The 17925-nt window shown below is 64.4% G+C and carries 13 protein-coding genes and 1 pseudogene; 8 read left to right on the top strand and 6 right to left on the bottom strand.

Features of this window, described 5'->3' with window-relative positions; translation table 11 throughout:
- Window positions 1-15: 15 nt before the first annotated feature.
- Both uraD and puuE read right to left on the bottom strand, forming a co-directional pair.
- The gene (gene uraD / locus ABZE94_RS06760; protein WP_372874771.1) at window positions 16-531 is read right to left on the bottom strand and encodes a 2-oxo-4-hydroxy-4-carboxy-5-ureidoimidazoline decarboxylase; all 516 of its coding nucleotides are present in this window, start codon (window positions 529-531) and stop codon (window positions 16-18) included.
- Complete coding sequence (puuE, locus tag ABZE94_RS06755) at window positions 528-1472, bottom strand: allantoinase PuuE (protein WP_372874770.1); 945 nt, start codon at window positions 1470-1472, stop codon at window positions 528-530. Before puuE ends, uraD begins: the two co-directional genes overlap by 4 nt.
- 414 nt (window positions 1473-1886) lie before the next feature.
- Here puuE and uraH point away from each other — a divergent pair, with 414 nt between their 5' ends.
- Window positions 1887-2240, top strand: coding sequence for a hydroxyisourate hydrolase (gene uraH, locus ABZE94_RS06750; RefSeq protein WP_372874769.1), 354 nt, complete (start codon window positions 1887-1889; stop codon window positions 2238-2240).
- A gap of 107 nt (window positions 2241-2347) precedes the next feature.
- On the opposite strand, the gene ABZE94_RS06745 is transcribed toward uraH, so the two are convergent.
- Together ABZE94_RS06745 and ABZE94_RS06740 are read right to left on the bottom strand one after the other, a co-directional pair.
- Window positions 2348-3076, bottom strand: coding sequence for a methyl-accepting chemotaxis protein (locus ABZE94_RS06745; RefSeq protein WP_372874785.1), 729 nt, complete (start codon window positions 3074-3076; stop codon window positions 2348-2350).
- A gap of 126 nt (window positions 3077-3202) precedes the next feature.
- Window positions 3203-4237, bottom strand: a pseudogene (locus ABZE94_RS06740) (cache domain-containing protein); the annotation flags it as partial.
- A gap of 756 nt (window positions 4238-4993) precedes the next feature.
- On the opposite strand from ABZE94_RS06740, the gene ppsA reads away from it, so the two are divergent.
- Together ppsA and otsB are read left to right on the top strand one after the other, a co-directional pair.
- On the top strand, window positions 4994-7414 hold the full coding sequence (ppsA, locus tag ABZE94_RS06735; RefSeq protein WP_372874768.1) for a phosphoenolpyruvate synthase: 2421 nt from the start codon (window positions 4994-4996) through the stop codon (window positions 7412-7414).
- Window positions 7411-11550: a trehalose-phosphatase gene (gene otsB / locus ABZE94_RS06730; RefSeq protein WP_372874767.1), complete on the top strand. Its 4140-nt coding sequence runs from the start codon at window positions 7411-7413 to the stop codon at window positions 11548-11550. Before ppsA ends, otsB begins: the two co-directional genes overlap by 4 nt.
- A gap of 170 nt (window positions 11551-11720) precedes the next feature.
- On the opposite strand, the gene ABZE94_RS06725 is transcribed toward otsB, so the two are convergent.
- Window positions 11721-12518, bottom strand: a complete 798-nt coding sequence (locus ABZE94_RS06725; RefSeq protein WP_372874766.1) for a hypothetical protein — start codon at window positions 12516-12518, stop codon at window positions 11721-11723.
- Between the two features lie 52 nt (window positions 12519-12570).
- Window positions 12571-13560 carry an alpha/beta hydrolase gene (locus ABZE94_RS06720; protein WP_372874765.1) on the bottom strand — a complete coding sequence of 330 codons (990 nt, stop codon included), beginning with the start codon at window positions 13558-13560 and terminating at the stop codon, window positions 12571-12573.
- A gap of 331 nt (window positions 13561-13891) precedes the next feature.
- On the opposite strand from ABZE94_RS06720, the gene aroC reads away from it, so the two are divergent.
- From aroC to ABZE94_RS06695, 5 genes are all read left to right on the top strand, one after another.
- On the top strand, window positions 13892-14983 hold the full coding sequence (gene aroC / locus ABZE94_RS06715) for a chorismate synthase (RefSeq protein WP_372874764.1): 1092 nt from the start codon (window positions 13892-13894) through the stop codon (window positions 14981-14983).
- Window positions 14984-15119: 136 nt separating this feature from the next.
- Window positions 15120-16268, top strand: coding sequence for an MFS transporter (locus ABZE94_RS06710; protein WP_372874762.1), 1149 nt, complete (start codon window positions 15120-15122; stop codon window positions 16266-16268).
- Between the two features lie 82 nt (window positions 16269-16350).
- Window positions 16351-16896, top strand: a complete 546-nt coding sequence (locus ABZE94_RS06705) for an acireductone dioxygenase (protein ID WP_372874761.1) — start codon at window positions 16351-16353, stop codon at window positions 16894-16896.
- Between the two features lie 113 nt (window positions 16897-17009).
- Window positions 17010-17201, top strand: a complete 192-nt coding sequence (locus tag ABZE94_RS06700) for a PLDc N-terminal domain-containing protein (protein WP_372874760.1) — start codon at window positions 17010-17012, stop codon at window positions 17199-17201.
- Window positions 17202-17205: 4 nt separating this feature from the next.
- Complete coding sequence (locus ABZE94_RS06695) at window positions 17206-17769, top strand: histidine phosphatase family protein (protein ID WP_372874759.1); 564 nt, start codon at window positions 17206-17208, stop codon at window positions 17767-17769.
- Window positions 17770-17925 lie beyond the last annotated feature (156 nt).

The following is a 17925-nucleotide window of genomic DNA, read 5'->3' as shown; positions in this document are numbered from 1 at the left end:
TTAACAGTGAGGGCGTTACAGGGCTTGCAAGCGGAACAGCGCGATCTTGTTGATCTCGGCCAGGGCGCAGGCGAACTCCTGCTCCGGGGCGTTGTGGATGCGTGTTTCGAAGGCCGCGAGGATCTGGTGCCGGTTGCTGCCTTTCACCGCCATGATGAAAGGAAAGCCGAACTTGGCCTTGTAGGCATCGTTGAGTTCGGTGAAGCGGGCGAATTCTTCGGCGCTGCATTCGCTGATGCCGGCGCCGGATTGCTCCGAGGTGCTGGAGGCGGTCAGCTCGCCGCGAACGGCGGCTTTGCCGGCCAGGTCCGGGTGGGCATTGATCAGCGCCAGCTGGGCCTCGTGGTTGGCGCTGAGCAGGATGTCGGCCATGCGCTGGTGCAGGCCGTCGACCTCGTCGACGCTCTGATCGAGGCCAAGCTCGAAGGCCTTCTCGGCTACCCAGGACGAGTGCTCGTAGATGTCGGCGAAGACTTTGACGAAGTCTGCGCGGCTCAGGCGCGATGGGGTCAGGGTCTGAAAGCGGCTCATTTGCTGTTCTCGTGCTGCTGATTCAAGGAGAAGGGGTGGGTGGCGTGCCAATGGCGGGCGATATCGACGCGGCGGGCGCACCAGACTTTGTCGTGGCTTTTGACGTACTCGATAAAGCGCGACAGGGCGGCGATGCGCGCCGGGCGGCCGAGCAGGCGACAGTGCATGCCGATCGAGAGCATCTTCGGCGCGCCGGCCGCGCCTTCGGCGTAGAGCACATCGAAGGCGTCCTTCAGGTACTGGTAGAAGTCGTCGCCGGTGTTGAAACCCTGCACCTGGGTGAAGCGCATGTCGTTGGTGTCCAGGGTGTAAGGGATCACCAGATGCGGCTTGGCCGCGGTGCTGGCGGCGTCCCAGTAGGGCAGGTCGTCGTCGTAGGTGTCTGAGTCGTAGAGGAAGCCGCCTTCCTCCATCACCAGGCGCCGGGTGTTCGGCCCGGTGCGGCCGGTGTACCAGCCCAGCGGGCGCTGGCCGGTGATGTCGGTGAGGATGCGGATGGCTTCGAGCATATGCTCGCGCTCCTGGGCCTCGTCCATATATTGGTAATCGATCCAGCGGTAGCCGTGGCTGCAGATCTCATGGCCAGCGGCGGCCATGGCCTTGATCGCGTCGGGGTGGCGCTGGGCGGCCATGGCCACGGCGAATACGGTCAAAGGAATCGCGTGCTTGTCGAACAACTTGAGCAGGCGCCAGATGCCGGCGCGGCTGCCGTACTCGTACAGCGATTCCATGCTCATATTGCGCGCGCCCTGCAGCGGCTGGGCGGAGACCATCTCGGAGAGAAAGGCCTCGGACTCCGGGTCGCCGTGCAGCACATTGCGCTCGCCGCCTTCCTCGTAGTTGAGCACGAACGACAGGGCGATACGGGCGTCGCCCGGCCAGTGTGGATGCGGCGGGTTGTTGGCGTAACCGATCAGATCGCGTGGGTAGTCAGCGCTCACTGCAGTCTTCCTTCTTGGCATGTTGCGGTCATTGCGTAGCCCGGGTGACAGGGATGCGACCGTGATGGACTAATTGTATACAAAATGAATTGCTGTTTGTAAATCAAAAATCAGTTTTTTTGCTAATCCATTTTCGGTCAGAAAATCTCCGCGCGTGCTCTGGCTGCGCGCCTATTGCCTGCGGTATTTCGCGGGAGCTTCAGCTATGGCTGGCCTGGACCTTTTGCTGTGGCTGGGCTGATCACAGGATTGATTGTGTACAATAAATCAGAAAAGTGTCTTGAGTTTTTCGGCCGCATGCTATGCTTCGCTCAACTCATGGCTGCTGGAGCCTGGGTCATCTGCCGAATTCACTAACAGTAGAGGAGGTGCGGCGTCTGCGTGGCAAGTGGCCGGCGCGGATGCCTGATAGCTATGGGACGATTGACCACACATGTTCTGGATGCCGCGCACGGCTGCCCCGGCAGCGCCATCACTGTCGAGCTTTTTCGGGTCGAGAATGGGCAGGCCGAGTTGCTCGGTACTGCGTTGACCAATCAGGACGGTCGTTGCGATACGCCCATTCTGCAGGGCGATGACTACCGTAGCGGCGTCTATCAGCTGCATTTTCATGCAGGCGATTACTACCGCGCCCGCGGGGTGGAATTGCCCAGCCCGGCGTTTCTCGATGTGGTGGTGCTGCGCTTCGGTATCGATGCCGGCCAGGAGCACTACCACGTTCCCCTGCTGATTTCCCCGTACAGCTACTCCACCTATCGCGGTAGTTGATTGCTCAGGCGGGGCTTCGCAGGGTGACCCGGCAGGCAGTTGTGAGGAACCTGAAGACAGGTACTCGAGTGCCCGCCTTCATTGTTTCTGCGCAGTGAGTGGCGCCGTCAGGTCTTGAATCGATTAACCAGTTCATTGAGCTGAGTGGAGAGGCTGGACAGTTGGTGCGAGTCGCTACGCGCCGACTCTGCCAGGCCTGCGACCAGTTGCGCATCTCCATGGATCATGCTGATGTGACGGTTGATGTCTTCGGCGACCTGGTGCTGTTCTTCGGCGGCAGTGGCAATTTGCGCATTCATATCGCGTATCACATCGACCGACTCGCGGATCAAACCGAAGCTTGAACGGGCTTCGGTAATGCTGGTCACCGTACCCTGCGATACCTCCAGGCTGGCATGCATCTGCTTGCCCATCTCCCGGGTGCGCTGGGCCAGACTGCTCAGCAGTCCGTCAATTTCAGCGGTGGAATCCGCAGTGCGCTTGGCCAGCGCGCGCACCTCGTCAGCCACAACGGCAAATCCCCGACCCTGTTCGCCGGCACGTGCCGCTTCAATCGCCGCATTCAGGGCAAGCAGGTTGGTTTGTTCGGCGATCGAGCGAATGGTGCCGAGAATCGACTGGATATTGTTATTGTCCTGCTCGAGTTGCTGCATCGCCGCGGCGGACTGGGATATCTCGCGACTCAATTTCTCGACGTTGCTGACTGCGGCATCAATTTGCCGTTGCCCATCGTGCGCCTGCTTTTTCCCGTTGTCAGCCGACTCCGCTGCCTGAGAGCAGGAGCGCGCGACTTCGTTGGCGGTGGCGACCATTTCGTGAAAGGCGGTGGAGACCATGTCGATCGACTCGCGCTGGCGCCCAGCTGCTTCGGTCATGTCGCCAGAGACCTTGGACGAGGTGCTCGAGGTCTGCTGGATATGCTTGGCGGCCTCGCCGATGCTGAGGATCAGCTGGCGAATAGCGGTGAGGAACTGGTTGAACCAGTTGGCCAGCTGCGCGGTTTCATCGTGGCCGCGTACGCTGAGCGCCTGGGTCAGGTCGCCTTCGCCTTGGGCGATGCCTTCCAGGCCACTGGCTACCGCGCGAATCGGTCTGACGATAAGCCCGGCGAAGCTGGCGCCCACCAGGGCGAATACGGCGGCGAGCACGATGGCCAATCCCACGATGATCCAGGTCAGGCGGGTGACCCCGGCCATCGCTTCTTTTTCACTGATCAGGCCGACAAAGCGCCAGCCCAGTTGTTCGGAGGGCCAGACGTTGGCCATATAACGTGCCCCGTTCAGCTCTACTTCGACCAGGCCTCTTTGTGCATTGCTCAGCGTGTTGTAGCCACCCTTCAAGTCACTTATTTTCTTGAAGTTGTTATCAGGGTTTCGGGGGTCGACCAGAATGGTGCCGTTATCCTCCATCAGCATCAGGTAGCCGCTTTCGCCCAGTTTGATCTGCTTGACGATGTCAGTCAGTTGCTTGAGCGAGACGTCGATGCTGATCACCCCGCCTTGGCTGCCGAGGGCATTGGCAGTGCTGCGCGCGCTGGCCAGCAGAACGGCGTCGTCGGGCGCCCAGTAGTAGGCGTCGGTGCGCACAGTCTTGCCCGGATTGTTCAGGGCTTTCTGGTACCAGGGGCGCGTGCGCGGGTCGTAGTTGCTCATCTTGGGATCTTCCGGCCACATGACGAAGCCGCCTTGGCTGGTGCCCAGGGACACATAGGCATAGGCCGGGTGACTGGCACCCAGACCGGCCAACAGTGGGAGGATCTGCTTGTCCTGTTCGCCGGTAGGAATGCTGGCGGCGTCGGCGCTGATGTATTGCTTCAGGCTGCCATCGGATTGCGCGACCAGCGGATGCTTGGCCAGGTACTCGACATTATGGTTGATGGCGTCGAAAAACAGTTGCATGGCATTTTCGACCTGGCGGATCTCGCGTGCGCTGGTGTCGACGAAATCGGTTCTGGCATCGCTGCGCAGGTTGTAGATGATCAGGCCAGCGACCAGCATGATGGGGACGCAGGCGATGATTGCGAAGGCCCAGGTCAGTTTTTGTTTTATGTTCATCAGGGAGCCTTGCGCACGACGCTGTGCGGGAAGTTTTGGGGTTCTTATAGTATCGGTCGCCTAGCGGGAAGCTTTAGCCAGTACGCTCGCCAGTTGTCTATACACGCCAACTGTCACTGTGCGGACCGCTAGAGGGGCCGTTTGCGCTGCTATACGCTCGCTTGCTCGGTCGTTAGGGGCTTGCAGAGGTATGGGCCTCTGCGCTTGCCAAGCCAGCAGCGCCTTGATCCTGGGTGCGGTTCTGCAGTGCCGGGTGGCGCTATGGTCATCTAGCGAAGACAGGTTCATGGCCGACTTTGTCGTAGCCATGGCCGGTGGGCAGATCCAGGCGGGCTCGCTCTGTCGAGGCGAGTGGATCGTCTTCTCGAGATCGCACAGCAGCTGGCAGCGCCGTCTTGTTCGGCAACCGATCAGGCAGCGTCATGCTTGATTCCGACAGGTAGCGGCCGCACGGGCGGCTCAGCCTGGTAGCGGCGGAGTCGGTGTGTTGCTGGTGGGCTAACATGTGAATTAAATGGCCCACATGCTTAATCCAGATCAAAAAAAGGACAGAGCGCGGCAGCGATAATCTCCTGGCAACGACCTCAGCATGACGGGCAAATGGCGCTGCTTGCCATTGAGCCAAGCAGTGACCTCCGTCTGCGGCAACAGTGTGGAGCCGTGCCACATGCGCCGTCGAACACTGGGAGGGAGGACCGTATGACTGACGCTCCACATGTGATCTGGTTTGAGGACCTCGGGCGCGGTGACGTGGCGCGCGTCGGCGGCAAGAATGCCTCTCTCGGCGAAATGGTGGGCCACCTCGGCGCAGAAGGCGTCAGCGTGCCGCCCGGCTTTGCGACCACGGCCGAGGCCTATTGGCGCTTCGTCGAGGCGAATCGGCTCAAGGAAGCGATCGACGGGGCTCTGAACGACCTCAAGGCAGGCAAGGCGTCCCTCCAGGAGACCGGTCAGAACATCCGCCGGGCCTTCCTGCGCGGCGACTGGCCCGACGCGACTGCCCAGCAGATCCGCGAAGCCTATCGGCAACTCTCCAAGCGCACCGGCGACGCCGACACGGACGTGGCGGTGCGCTCGAGCGCGACGGCCGAGGACCTGCCGGATGCGAGCTTCGCCGGCCAGCAGGAGTCCTTCCTCAATATTCACGGCGAAGCGGCCCTGCTCGATGCCTGCCGGCGCTGCTACGCTTCGCTGTTCACCGACCGGGCGATCAGCTACCGCGAGGCCAAGGGGTTCGAGCACCTCAAGGTGGCGCTGTCGGTCGGCGTGCAGAAGATGGTGCGCTCGGATCTCGGCGGCGCCGGCGTCATGTTCTCGATCGATACGGAGACCGGTTTCGACAAGGTCGTGGTCCTCGATGCCGCCTGGGGGCTGGGAGAGAATGTCGTGCAAGGGGCGGTCGACCCGGACGAATACCAGGTGTTCAAACCGCTCCTCGACGATGCGGCGCTCGCGCCGATCATCGAGAAAAAGCTCGGCGGCAAGTCGCTCAAAATGCTCTATGCGCCCGGTGCCGAGCACCCCACGCGCAACGTGCCCACCTCGAAGACGGAACGCGCGTCCTTCGTCCTGAACGATCAGGAGATCCTCCAGCTCGCGCGCTGGGCATGCACTATCGAAGCGCATTACGGCATGCCGATGGACATGGAGTGGGCCAAGGACGGCAACTCAGGCAAGCTTTACATCGTCCAGGCTCGGCCCGAAACGGTTCAGTCGCGCAAGGAGGCGGGGGCCCTCAAGTCCTACCACCTCAAGAGTAAGGGCGCGAAGCTCGTCGAAGGTCTGAGCATCGGCGACGCCGTCGTCGCCGGGCAGGTCTGCCTCATCCGCAGCGCCCGGGATATTGAGCGATTCGTGGACGGCGCCATCCTCGTCACCGAGTCGACGGACCCCGACTGGGTGCCCGTCATGAAACGGGCCGCCGCGATCGTCACCGACCACGGCGGACGCACCTCGCATGCGGCGATCGTCAGCCGCGAGCTCGGACTGCCGGCAATCGTCGGTACCGGCAATGCGACCGAGATCCTGCATGACGATCAAGAGGTGACGGTTTCCTGCGCCGAGGGCGACGAGGGCTTCGTCTACGCGGGTATCGGCGAGTTCGACGTCAAGACCCTCTCGCTCGACGACATCCCGAAAACCCGCACCGCGGTCATGCTCAACCTGGCCAACCCGGCAGCCGCACTCCGCTGGTGGCGGCTACCGGCCGATGGTGTCGGCCTGGCCCGGATGGAGTTCGTGGTGGGCAACCACATCAAGGTTCACCCGATGGCGCTTGTTCGCTTCGACACACTGCGGGACGAAGAGGCCAAGCAGCGGATCACCGAGTTGACGCGCGGCTACGCCGACAAGAGCGACTACTTCGTCGACCGGCTCGCACGCGGCCTGGCGCGGATCGCGGCCGTCTATCATCCGAAGCCGGTGATCGTGCGTATGAGCGACTTCAAGACCAACGAGTATGCCAATTTGATTGGCGGCGTCGAGTTCGAGCCCAAGGAGGAGAACCCGATGCTCGGCTTCCGCGGCGCCTCGCGCTACTACTCGCCACGCTACCGTGAGGGCTTCGCCCTGGAGTGTCGTGCCATTCGGCGCCTGCGCGAGGCGATGGGCTTCACCAACGTGGTGCTGATGATCCCCTTCTGCCGCTCGACCAAGGAAGCCGACCGGGTACTCGAGGTGCTGGCGGAGAACGGCCTCAGGCGCGGGGAGAACGGGCTCGAAATCTACGTCATGTGCGAAATTCCCTCCAACGTGGTGCTGGGCAAGGCGTTCGCCGAGCGGTTCGACGGCTTCTCCATCGGCTCCAATGACCTGACCCAGCTCACGCTCGGTGTCGACCGTGACTCGGACGAGCTCGCCGAGCTGTTCGATGAGCAGGACGAAGCGGTCAAGTGGATGATCCGCACCGTGATCGAGGCCGCGCACGGTTCCGCTGCCAAGGTCGGCCTGTGTGGCCAGGCGCCCAGCGACCACCCGGCCTTCGCCGAATTCCTCGTCGCCTGCGGCATCGACTCGATGTCCGTGAGCCCCGACAGCTTCATGGCTGTCAAGCGCCACGTCGCCGCGGCCGAAGAGCGCCTGGCCGCTCAGGCTGGCTCGACGAAGGCGCCACCGTCGTGAAAAAATCGGGCCGACCTTCACCACGGCGCGGCACGACGCTTGCCCGGCCAGCTGCAAAGGCGCCATCCGCACGGGCCGCGGGGCGGCAGAGCGTGCCTTGTGCCGATGCCGACGTGGGCGTGGAGGATTTCGCCGCCGCGATCTTCGACCTCGATGGGGTCGTCACGCGGACCGCCCGGGTGCACGCCGCAAGCTGGAAGCGCCTCTTCGACGAGTACCTCACCCAGCGCGCCGCGAAGACCGGGGAGCCATTGCGCCCGTTCGATATCGAACGCGACTACCGGCGTCATGTCGACGGCAAGCCGCGCTACGACGGCGTCGAGAGTTTCCTGCAGGCCCGCAGCATCACCCTGCCGAGAGGCGAGCCGTCCGACCCGCCCGATCGCGAGACGGTCTGTGGCCTCGGCAATCGCAAGAACCAGTACTTCCACGAGAGTCTGCAACAGGATGGGGTCGAGGTCTTCGACAGTGCCGTTGCGCTCATCCGGCAGCTGCGCAATAGGCGCATCGGCACGGCGCTGGTGTCGTCGAGCCGCAACGCGCGCGCGGTGCTCGAGGTCGCCGGCCTGGAGGAACTGTTCGACATCTGCCTCGACGGCAACGACATCGCGCGCCTCGGCCTGAAGGGCAAGCCGGCGCCGGACCTGTTCGTCAAGGCCGCCGAGCTGCTCGGCGTCGACCCGGATCGCTCCATGGTCGTTGAAGACGCGGTCAGCGGCGTGCAGGCAGGACGGGCTGGCGGCTTTGGCCTGGTGGTCGGCATCGGCCGCGCAGACCAGGCGGCCGAGCTCGAGGCGAGCGGGGCGGACATCGTGGTCGCCGATCTCGCCGATCTGCACCTGCGCGGTCGGCCGCACGCGGTCTTGCGCGCCGGGGCCGTGGTGCCGCAGGCGCTCGAGCAGTATGCGCAGATCGAGCGTGAGCTGAACGGCAGGCGGGCGGTGGTGTTCCTCGACTATGACGGGACCCTGACGCCGATCGTCGAGCGGCCGGATCTGGCGGTTCTGTCCGAGGATATGCGGGCGACCGTCAAGGCACTTGCCGGCCTCTGCACCGTGGCCATCGTCTCCGGGCGTGACCGCGCCGACGTCGAGCGGCTCGTCGGCCTCGACGAACTGATCTACGCCGGCAGCCACGGTTTCGACATCGCCGGGCCCGCCGGTCTTGAGGTCAAGCACGAGGCAGGCGGGGCGTTCGCGGCAGTCGTTCAGCGCGCTGCCGAGCGCTTGCGCGAAGCGCTCGCACCGATCGAGGGGGCGCTCGTCGAGCCGAAGCGCTTCGCGGTTGCCGTGCATTACCGGCAAGTTGCCGAGGGCGAGGTCGCGAGGGTCGAGGCCGCCGTTGACCAGTTGCTCACCGAAACGCCCGACCTGCGCAAGACCCTCGGCAAGAAGGTCATCGAGCTTCGGCCCCGCCTCGACTGGGACAAGGGCAAGGCCGTGGCGTGGCTGCAGGAGGCGCTCGGGCTGCACGGCGCCGACGTGCTGCCCTTCTACCTTGGCGACGACACCACCGACGAGGATGCCTTCGCGGCGCTGGCCGAGTGCGGCATCGGCATCCTGGTCGGCAGTCCTGCGCACGAGACCGCCGCCCGCTACAGGTTGGACGAGCCCGCCGACGTCCAGCAATTCCTGCACAAACTCGCCGGCACGCTGGAGGACAAGCGCCATGGGTATAGCGGCTGGACGCTCGCCTATGAAGGGTTCGCGCCCGCGCAGGAGGGACTCCGTGAGGCGCTTTGTACCCTGGGCAACGGCTACTTCGCGACGCGCGGCGCAGCAGAAGAGGCCGAGGCGGACGGTGTCCACTATCCGGGCACCTATCTCGCCGGCGGCTACAACCGGCTGGAGAGCAATGTCGCCGGGCGTGTCATCGAGAACGAAGATCTGGTCAACCTGCCGAACTGGCTACCGCTGACTTTCCGCCCCGAGGGCGGCGACTGGCTCAACCTGCGGCGCAGCGAGATCCTCGCCTATAGGCTGGAGCTCGATCTTGAGCGCGGCCTGCTCGAGCGCCGCATGCGGGTTCGCGACGCCCAAGGCCGGGAAACATCGCTGGTGAGCCGCCGGCTCGTGCACATGGGGCTGCCTCACCTGGCGGCGATAGAAGTCACCCTGTGTGCGGAAAACTGGGCGGGCCGGATCGAGGTACGCAGCGCGCTCGACGGGCGGGTCATCAACGCCGGGGTCGAGCGTTACCGCCAGCTCAACAGCAAGCACCTGACTGCGCTGGAAAGCCGCGCGTTGGGCGACGACACGATTCTGCTCGTCGTCGAGACCAACCAGTCGCGGCTGCGCATCGCCGAAGCGGCACGTACACGCGTTTTGCAAGGCGGCGATCCGCTCGCTGTCACACGCTCGGCATGCGAAGAGGAGGGGTTCGTCGGCCAGGACCTCAGCTTCACCGCGACGAAAGGGCAGCCGGTCACGCTCGAGAAGGTGGTCGCGCTCTTCACCTCGCGGGACCGCGCGATCTCCGAGCCTCTCGACGCGGCAGCCAGAGCCATCGGCGAAGCGGGATCTTTCGATGACCTCCTCGGCTCCCATGTCCAGGCGTGGCGGGCGTTGTGGGATCGCTGCGACCTGGTCATCGACGGCCACGCGCGCACGCAGATGATTCTGCGGCTGCATATTTTCCATCTTCTGCAGACGGTTTCGCCCCATACGGTCGACTGCGACGCCGGGGTACCTGCCCGTGGTCTGCATGGCGAGGCCTACCGTGGCCATATTTTCTGGGACGAACTGTTCATCTTCCCGTTCCTGAACTTCCACCTGCCCGAGATCACCAGGGCGCTGTTGCTCTATCGCTACCGACGCCTCCCGGAGGCGCGGCGGCTCGCGCGGGATGCGGCCTGCCGCGGCGCAATGTACCCCTGGCAGAGCGGCTCCAGCGGGCGCGAAGAGAGCCAGGTGCTGCATCTCAATCCCCGCTCGGGTCGCTGGACCCCGGACAATACGCACCTGCAGCGGCATGTGAGCGCCGCCGTCGGCTACAACGTATGGCGCTACTGGCAAGCGACTGGCGACCGGGAGTTCCTGTCCTGCTACGGCGTCGAGATGCTCGTGGAGATCGCCCGCTTCTGGGCGAGCATCGCGTCCTGCAACGAGGAGCTCGGCCGCTACGAAATCCGCGGCGTCATGGGCCCCGACGAGTTCCACGACCGCTACCCGTGGCGGGAAGAGCCTGGCCTCGACAACAACGCCTACACCAGCCTTATGGCGGCCTGGTTGCTGCGGCGCGCGGCAGAGGCCCTCGACTACCTGGGGGGCGAGCGCCGCCGCGAGCTCGACGTCCTGCTTGGGCTGCAGGCAGAAGAGATCGCCCATTGGCAGAACATCAGCCGCAGAATGCGGGTCGACTTTTTGGACGGCGGCATCATCGCCCAGTTCGAAGGCTATGACCGCCTGGAGGAGCTGGACTGGGACGCCTACCGTAAGAAGTATGGCGACATCCACCGGCTCGATCGCATCCTCGAGGCCGAAGGCGATACGGTCAATCGCTACAAGGTATCCAAGCAGGCCGACGTGCTTATGCTGCTCTATCTGTTCTCCTACGAGGAGCTGCGCGAACTGATGACCTCGCTCGGCTATTCCTTCGCGCCGGATGTCGTGCGCAAGACGATCGACTATTACGTGCCACGAACCTCCGACGGCTCCACGCTGAGCCGTGTCGTGCATTCCTGGGTGGAAGCGCGCAGCAACCGGACCCGCTCCTGGTCGCTCCTCGCCGAGGTGCTGGAGAGCGACATCGCCGACGTCCAGGGCGGTACGACCGCCGAAGGAATACACCTCGGCGCCATGGCGGGCACCGTCGACATCGTCCAGCGCGGCCAGAGCGCACTCGAGTTCCGCGATGGCGCGCTATGGATCAACCCGTGCCTGCCGACGGAGCTGCAAGGGCTTCACCTCAAGCTGCTCTATCGCGGCTACTGGCTCTACCTGGACATCAGCTGCGACAAGCTGACCGTTTCCGCGCCGCACGGCTGGGCCGGGCCGGGACGCATAGGCGTGCACAACCAGGTGCGTCCGTTCCAGGCAGGCGACGTCCTGGAGTTTGGCTGTCACCTCGCCGAAGACGGCTGGCGCCCGGGCTCACGGGCGCCTACGTGCCAGGATAGGGGAGACGCCGAGTCATGAAGATCGTCGGGTTCGCAGCAGAGCCGCGCAAGGCGTCCGTGCTTGAGGCGCGCTGAGCGACCAGCATGAGCTGGATCTTTCAACTAACAAGCCGTTGAAAAACTACCTAGGTTGCCGATACGGCGTTAAAAACAGGCTCGGCTGCCTCGCCTACGTTTTTCAATGACCTGCTAACGCGTGGCCATCCAGATCAGCAAGCCGGCCTGGAACATGCAAAACGCCACCAGGCAGGCGATGGTGAAGCGCAGGCTGCTGTCTTCGCGGCGGAACAGCTCGAGGCGCGATTCCAGCTTGCGCAGCTTGACGTCCTGCTCGCGCAGGTTCTGGTCGGCCTGTTGCAACATGGCCGCGGCATCCAGCAGGTCGACGACCTGGACCTTGTCGTTGTGCCAATCGCTGTGCAGCACGCTGACCCGGGCGGCGCCGTAGCGGGCTTTGAGTTGCAGGGGGTCGAGGTATTCGATGTCGAAGCCGAGGGCTTGTAGGCAGTGATCGCGGCGCAGGCGGACATCCTCGCCCAGGGCATCCTTGGCCGGCAGGGCCGCGCCTTCTACCAGGTAGTGGGCGCAGTGTTGCTGGGCCCAGGCGATGCCCTGGGCCAGCAGGAAGCGTCCCAGACCGCGATTGGCCGGTTCTACCAGCAAGCCCTTTTCCGGGCCGAGGCGCATCTCCTTGCTGCGGTGGTCGATCCAGACCTCCAGCAGGTTCAGCTCCTTGCGCAGGTGTACGCCGGGCAGCTGCAGGCTCAGGCGCAGCAGGCTCTGGCCCTTGGCGTGCCGCTCGACCCGGCCCAGTTGCACGAAGCGCAAGGGCCGCGCGCCGGTGTGGCGGTCGACCGGCAGCGGCGCCAGACGCAACAGGCGAAAGTGCTCGGGTGCGAGATCCGCCCAGGGATGGGCTTTCTCGACCGCAGCTTGTGCTTGGGCAGCGGCGCCAGGCTCAGAGGGTTGGATGTGGGCGTCGGTCATAAAGGCAATCCTGTGCGCGATACCAGGGCAAGGCGTGGCGCTGGCCCAGCCTTTATCGGCCGGTTTGCGCGGCACTGGAGGCTGGCGCTTTGCCGGTGTCCTCGATAAAACTGACGACTCGCTCGGTCAGCAGCCGCGCCAGGGGCAGGCGCGGGTTGTCGTAGGAGGCCAGCTGCGCCTCGAGGTCCAGCGGGACGATGCGCAGGACGTGGTTCATGCCCTCGATTATCGCCAGTTGCGCATCCGGCTTGGCGGCTTGCAAGGCCTCGGCATCGGCGACGCCGACCTGGATGTCGTGGCTGCCCTGGACGATCAGCGCCGGGATCTGCACGCGGGCGAAGGCCGCGCTGGGATCCTGGCGGAACAGTGAAATCAGGTAGGGCTGCACACTGGGGCGAAACAGCACGTGCAGCGCATCGGGCACCGCATCGCTCGGCTGGCCGGCCAGCAGCGAGTCGAGCAGACGATGGCTTTGCCCGAGCAGTTTCGGCGGCAGGCGGTAATGCAGTTGTTCGCGCAGCACCTGGTCGATGGGGCGCGAGCTGCCGGCGATCGAGATCAGCGCATCGGCAGCGGCCGCCTGGGCCGCCAGGCTGGCGATCAAGGCGCCTTCGCTGTGACCGATCAGGATCAGCCGACTGAAATGCTCATCGGCCTTGAGCAACTGGCCCCAGGCAACCACGTCGGCGACATACTGCTCGACACTCAGGTCACGTTCGTCCGGGGTGGCCGCACGGCTGGCGGCGATCCCGCGTTTGTCGTAACGCACACTGGCGATGCCGTGCTTGGCCAGGGCCTGGGCCAGGTGCTTGAGGCTGTCGTTGTGCCCGCCGGCGGGGTTGTTGCCATCGCGGTCGGTCGGCCCGGAGCCGGCAATCAGCAGCGCGACAGGCAACGCCTGGTCGCTTTGCGGGCGCAATAGGGTGCCATGCAGGGTGCCCTGCTCGGTGGTCAGGCTGATCGGTCGTTGCACCGTGGTATGGGGCGCGGCCTGGGCCAGGCCGGCAAGCAGGGTCAGGGTCAACAGCAGAACTCGCGGCATGATGGGCACTGTGGCAGGGGACAAGGGTTGGACGTCGCCGTCGACATAAGGTGCCAGCAGCCTGTCGGACTTAACACTGTCCTACTGCGGAGAAGCCGGAATGGTCATTTTTGCTGCTATTTCTCGTTAAATAGCCGGCTATTCGCCTCGAAAGAGCAACAAAACTGCCTCAGTCCGGTCTTCTCCTCGCTACGGACGGTCAAGTCCGACAGGCTGCCAGGGTGAACTGGGCTTTCGCCGCGGGTATACTCGCGACCTTTATTGCGTAAGGGGCCGGCGCGCGCAAGCGTTGCACCGGGCCCGCTGCTGATTCCCGCGGAGTATCCTGCACATGTCCGGCAATACCTACGGCAAGTTGTTCACCGTCACCAGCGCTGGCGAAAGCCATGGCCCGGCGCTGGTCGCCATCGTCGATGGTTGCCCTCCGGGCCTGGAGTTGTCGCTGGAAGACATGCAGCGCGACCTCGACCGGCGCAAGCCGGGCACCAGCCGCCATACCACCCAGCGTCAGGAAGACGATGTGGTGGAAATCCTCGCCGGGGTGTTCGAGGGCAAGACCACCGGGTGCGCCATCGGCCTGCTGATCCGCAATACCGATCAGAAGTCCAAGGATTACTCGGCGATCAAGGATGTCTTCCGCCCGGCGCATGCCGACTACAGCTACCACCACAAATACGGCATCCGCGATTACCGTGGCGGCGGCCGCAGCTCGGCCCGCGAGACCGCCATGCGCGTCGCCGCCGGCGCCATTGCCAAGAAGTACCTGGCGACCCAGGGCATCGTGGTGCGTGGCTACATGAGCCAGCTCGGTCCGATCGAGATTCCGTTCAAGAGCTGGGACAGCGTCGAACAGAATGCCTTTTTCAGCGCCGACCCGGACAAGGTGCCAGAGCTTGAGGCCTACATGGACCAGCTGCGCCGCGACCAGGATTCGGTGGGGGCGAAGATCACCGTGGTCGCCGAAGGGGTGATGCCGGGCCTGGGCGAGCCGATCTTCGACCGTCTGGACGCCGAACTGGCCCATGCGCTGATGAGCATCAACGCGGTCAAAGGCGTGGAGATCGGCGCCGGTTTCGCCTGCGTCGCCCAGCGCGGCAGCGAGCATCGCGACGAGCTGACCCCCGAGGGCTTTCTGTCGAACAACGCCGGCGGCATCCTCGGCGGCATCTCCAGCGGCCAGCCGATCGTCGCCCATCTGGCGCTCAAGCCGACCTCCAGCATCACCACGCCGGGGCGCTCGATCGACGTCGACGGCAACCCGGTGGAGGTGATCACCAAGGGCCGTCACGACCCCTGCGTCGGCATCCGCGCCACGCCGATCGCCGAGGCGATGATGGCCATCGTGCTGATGGATCACCTGCTGCGCCACCGTGCGCAGAACGCCGATGTGCGGGTGACCACACCGGTGTTGCCGCAGCTTTGAGCAGGGCTAGGTTGGGCCGGGCCGCGCAGGCTGAGCGCAAAGCGGCCCACCGGCCGCAATCGCAGTTGTTGGCCTGCAACCGGCAATGTTGGGCTTCGTCGCTACGCTCCTCAACCCAATCTACATTCGTTAAGCCATGACCTCCGCGTTGCCTTACTGGCGTCTGTCCGGTTTCTATTTCTTCTATTTCTCGCTACTCGGCGCCACGGCGCCGTTTCTGGCGTTGTATTTCGATCACCTGGGTTTCTCCGCCGCGCGCATCGGTGAGCTGGTCGCCATTCCCATGCTGATGCGCTGCATCGCGCCCAATATCTGGGGCTGGCTGGGCGATCACAGCGGCCAGCGCCTGGCGATCGTGCGCTTTGGCGCGATCTGCACGCTGCTGTGTTTCGCCGGCATCTTCATCAGCCAGAGCTATGCCTGGCTGGCCCTGATCATGGGGCTGCACGCGTTCTTCTGGCATGCGGTGCTGCCGCAGTTCGAGGTCATCACCTTCGCCCATCTGCAGGAACAGGCGGCGCGCTACAGCAAGATTCGCCTGTGGGGCAGCATCGGCTTCATCGTCGCGGTGGTCGGCCTGGGCAAGCTGTTCGAGCTGCTCAGCCTGGATGCCTATCCCTGGGCGCTGATCCTGATCATGGGCGGCATCGTGCTGAGCAGTTGGTGGGTGCCCAACGCTCAGCCGCGCATGCGCCCCAATGCGCTGGGCGAGGGCGGCTTCATCCGCCAGTTGCGCCGCCCCGGCATCCTGGCGTTTTTCCTCAGTGTCGGCCTGATGCAGCTGAGCAACGGTCCGTACTACACCTTCCTGACCCTGCACCTGGAGTCGCTCGGCTATTCGCGCGGCCTGATCGGCCAGCTCTGGGCCCTCGGGGTGCTGGCCGAGATCGTGCTGTTCATGGTCATGGCCCAGCTGCTGGCGCGTTTTTCGCTGCGCAGCGTGCTGCTGGCCAGCTTTCTGATCACCGCCGTGCGCTGGTTGCTGCTGGGCAACCTGGCCGATCATCTGCTGGTACTGTTGCTCGCCCAGTTGATGCACGCCGCGACGTTTGGCAGTTTTCACGCGGCGGCCATCCACTTCGTGCAGCGCAGTTTCGCCGACCGCCAGCAGGGCCAGGGGCAGGCCTTGTATGCCGCCCTGACCGGGGTGGGCGGCGCCCTGGGCGCGCTCTACTCCGGTTACAGCTGGAACAGCCTCGGCCCGGCCTGGACGTTCGCCATCGCCAGCCTGATCGCCCTGGTCGCGGCCATCACTGCCACTCGCATGCACGAGCCGCGGCCATGAGCCGGCCGTGTTTCACGTCATTGGATTTGGGCTGCAGCCGTGCCTTTACTCCGCCTACGGATAACCAACGGGAATTCTGAATATGAGCAGCCTGAGCGTCTACCCCGAGTCTTCTGCCGATCTGCCGAACAAGGTGCTGACCCATCTGGAAGATATCGCCAGCACCCTGGCTGCCGTCGGTGTGCATTTCACGCGCTGGCAGGCGGTGGCGCCGCTTGCTCCGGGCGCCAGCCAGGAACAGGTGCTCGCCGCCTACCGGCCGCAGATCGAGCAACTGATGAGCGAGCGCGGTTATGCCGCGGTCGCTGTGCTCAGCGTGAGCGATGACCACCCGGACAAGGCCGAGCTGCGCGCCAGGTTTCTCGACGAGCAGCGGCATGCCGAGGACGAGGCGCGTTTCTTCGTGGTGGGCAGCGGGCTGTTCAGCCTGCATATCGACGACTACGTCTACGCCGTGTTGTGCGAGAAGGGTGACCTGATCGCGCTACCGGCCGGCACGCGGCACTGGTTCGACATGGGCGAGCATCCGCACTTCGTGATGATCCGCCTGTTCGGCAATGCCGCCGGCTGGGTCGGCGAGTTCACCGGCGATGATATTGTCGGCCGTTTTTCGCGGCTGGATGACTGACGCACCGCTGGTATGGGGGATGCAGCAGCAAAGCCTGCGCAACATAGCGCTTGCATAATGCCGGGCATCGATGGCTATGCTAGTCGGGTAACCCTTCGCACAGGAGTGTCCCCATGGGTTCTACAATGAATGGCCTGGTAGGCCTGATAGTTCTGGTTTTGAGTATCTGGGCCATCATCAATATCGTCAAAAGCAACACCGAGGTCGGCAAGAAAGTCCTCTGGGTGTTGTTGATCCTGTTTCTGCCGGTGATCGGTCTGATCATCTGGGCGCTGCTGGGGCCGCGCGGCAACGTGCGTTTCTAGAGGCATGGCCCACCTGCTCGGCTGGGTCTTGCTGGCCTGTCTGAGTCTGCCCGGTTGCGCCTACGCCAGCGATAGCCAGGCGTGGGATGCCCTGCGTGAGGGCCGCGCGCTGTTGCTGTTGCGCCATGCCAGCGCGCCGGGCTTCGGTGATCCGGCGAACTTCCAACTCGGCGATTGCACCACCCAGCGCAACCTCAGCGAGCAGGGGCGCGAGGAGTCCAGGCGTTGGGGCGCGTTGTTGCGCAGCCAGATGATCGAGCAGCCCAGGCTGTTCAGCAGCCGTTGGTGCCGGGCGCGCGATACGGCGCGGGAAATGCACCTGGGCAAGGTCCAGCCCTTGCCGGCACTGGATTCCTTCTTCGCCAATCGAGCACGCGCCAGCCAGCAGACCGCGGAACTGGTCGCCCAGGTCAATGGCCTGGCGCGCGGTGCGCCCATGGTGCTGGTGTCTCATCAGGTGAATATCAGCGCCTTGACCGGCAGCTATCCCGCTTCCGGCGAAGGCCTGATCCTGGCCTTGCCGCTCGACATTCCGGCCCAGGTGCTGGCGCGCATTCCGGCGCCGTAGGGTTAGGCGCACGCTGCCGATGGTGATGAACCAGCAAGATCCGTTGCGCCGTAAGCCACCATCGGCGCAACGCAGCCCAGTTTCGAGGCGAGGCGCCTGGTGGGTTACGCGGCGCGCCACGATGGCGGTGCCTGATCAGCGCCGCTAACCCACCCT

It is taken from the genome of Pseudomonas sp. (assembly GCF_041601375.1).
GTDB lineage: Bacteria > Pseudomonadota > Gammaproteobacteria > Pseudomonadales > Pseudomonadaceae > Aquipseudomonas.
This window is presented reverse-complemented; position numbering and strand designations above follow the sequence as displayed.